The organism is Mycobacterium sp. TH-M106 (genome assembly GCF_057473765.1).
This window is the reverse complement of sequence record NZ_JBYCLE010000351.1, coordinates 1-2,432: the sequence shown is the minus strand read 5'-3', so window position 1 is coordinate 2,432 and position 2,432 is coordinate 1. Positions and strand designations below refer to the sequence as shown.

Sequence of the window (2,432 nt, the reverse complement as noted above, 5' to 3'; positions counted from 1 at the left end):
ACTGGCGCAGCATCTCGTCGATGTCACGCACCGACACCTGCTGGCCCTTCTGGATGAAGCCGACCCGCTCCATGGTCGGCAACAGCAGGTCGTAGTTTTTGTCCCGGGCCAACCGGATCGCCATCCCCAGTTCGACCGGGAATCCGCCGGGCAGCGGCGCCACCGCGCCGAAGTCGATGACGCCCATCCGGCCGTCCGGCAGCAGCATGAAGTTGCCCGGATGCGCGTCGCCGTGCATCATCTCCAGCTGCCGCGGTGCGCCGAGGGTGAGTTCCATCAGCCGGGTACCGATCAGGTCGCGCTGTTCGACGGTGCCGTCGCGGATGATCTCCGCCATCGGGATCCCGTCGATCCACTCCTGAATGATGACCTTGGGGGCGCTGGCCACCACGTGTGGGATGGCCAGGTGCGGGTCACCTGCATAGGCCCGGGCGAACGCCCGCTGGTTGTCGGCCTCCAGCCGGTAGTCCAGCTCCATCTCGGTGCGCTCGATCAGCTCGTCGACAACACCTTGAATGTCCGCGCCGGGCGCTAACTGCTTGAACACGCCGACCAGACGCCGAATGGTCTTCAGGTCGGCGCGCAACGCCTCGTCGGCACCGGGGTACTGGATCTTGACGGCCACTTCACGTCCGTCGGACCACACCGCCTTGTGCACCTGCCCGATGCTGGCCGAGGCGATCGGCGTGTCATCGAATTCGGCGAAGCGCTGCCGCCACTTGGTGCCCAATTGGGCGTCGAGCACCCGGTGCACTCTGGTCGCCGCCATCGGCGGCGCGTCCTTCTGCAGCTTGGTCAGTGCGTCGCGGTAGGGCTCCCCGAACTGCTCGGGGATCGCAGCTTCCATCACCGACAGCGCCTGCCCGACCTTCATCGCACCGCCCTTGAGCTCACCGAGGACGGTGAACACCTGGTCGGCCGCTTTCTCCATGAGTTCGGCGGTGACCTCGTCTTTTGACTTGCCGGTCAATCGCTTGCCGAATCCGAGCGCCGCCCGGCCCGCGAATCCGACCGGCAGGCTGGCCAGCTTGGCATTACGCGCAGCGCCTCGGCGTTGTATCTCCGCCACGCATCCATCATCCATGACCGGCTGTGCGTGGCCGCCACGGACGTGGCGACCATCGGCGTCAGCAGTGGCACAGCGGATGGCGCGTCCAGTGCCGGGCAACGATCGAGCCGGCGCCCAAGTCGAACTCCAGCGTGGCGTTCAGGGTCGGTGGTGGTCCGCTGTTGCGTGCTCCGGGTGCTCCGGGTGTATAGGCCGTACCGCGTATCGCCGCTATCACCCGGTTGATCTGGTTGAGCGCCAGCGCCGCGGTCGCCAACACGGTCGCCCGGTCGGCATGCCCGACGGTGCCGTGCAGCTGGGCCGCCACCGCCGGCCAGGCGGCGTCCCGGTCACGACGGTGCAGATCGGCGCAGCCCAGGCAGCTGGTCACGCCGGGAAGGACCAGTGGGCCGACCAGCCCGGTACCGTCGCGCACCCGCACCGGAAGATGGGGCACGCCCTCGGTGTGCAGCTCGCGCACCAACCGCGGGTCGGCGACCAGGTAATCCGACAGCACCACCAGGTCGGTTCCGGCGGTGGTCGGCGCGGCGTGTGGCTGGCTGCTGCGCCGGATCCGGGCACCCGAGCAGCGCAGCGCGTCCACCAACAGGTCCGACAGCGGCCCGCAGCCGTGCACCCGGATCGACGCCGACCGGGAGCGCACCGGCTTGTCGGGCCCCGGGGTTGTGGCCCGGGTTGCCGGGGTGGCCTGGGTGACCTGGGTGACCTGGGTGACTATGCCCGCAGCGGCCAGGGCGTCGACGATGTCGACCAGCTCGTCGGCGTCGGCCAGGCCCCGGTCGGCGGCCTGGCGCTGCAACGCGGTGATCTCGGTCGGAGACTGCATCGACCGCAGCAAGGCGGCCATGCCTGCCGCGGTCAGGCCGCGGGGAGGCCGGATCAGCACCGCCCGGCGCGGATCCCAGCCGACTTGCACCGCCCCGTCGGGCCGCAGCAGCACCGGCATCGCCGCATCCACCGCGTAGCGAGCGCCCACGGCCCCGACACTGCCACGCCTGGCGGCGAAGCCTACTCAGTTATCCACAGGCGTACGGCTACAGGCGACTCGCGGCGAATGTCGCGGCCTCTTCTACCGTGCCGGACTGGATGTACATGATGTGCGCGAGCATGGTCCCGTTTTTGTCGCAGACGATGTCGTCCGGCAGGCACACGTCGATGCTCTTGGGGCGGTAGGGCGCGGCGAGCGTCGGCAGCGGGTCACCCATCATCGCGCTCGCGTACCCGCTCGAGGGAGTGCCGAACAGTGCCACCGCGGCGACGTGATCTGCCACCGAGGCCGGCAGCGAATCGGTGGCGAGTTCGATCACGCTCGCGCCCTGGGAATACCCGCCCAGCACGAGTTTGGTGTCGGGGCAGTTGGCCA

Annotated in this window: 3 protein-coding genes; all 3 read right to left on the bottom strand. The window is 69.2% G+C overall.

What is annotated here, in order from left to right; genetic code table 11:
• Nucleotides 1–1,084, bottom strand: a 1,084-nt coding sequence (locus AC2VOP_RS12220; protein WP_486961212.1) for an ABC1 kinase family protein, incomplete at its 3' end; no start/stop codon positions are given.
• 43 nt (nucleotides 1,085–1,127) lie between these two features.
• Nucleotides 1,128–2,015, bottom strand: a complete 888-nt coding sequence (locus tag AC2VOP_RS12215; RefSeq protein WP_486961213.1) for a cyclodehydratase — start codon at nucleotides 2,013–2,015, stop codon at nucleotides 1,128–1,130.
• A gap of 88 nt (nucleotides 2,016–2,103) precedes the next feature.
• Nucleotides 2,104–2,432 (bottom strand): cutinase family protein (locus tag AC2VOP_RS12210; RefSeq protein ID WP_486961211.1); only part of this gene is annotated, 329 nt, incomplete at its 5' end.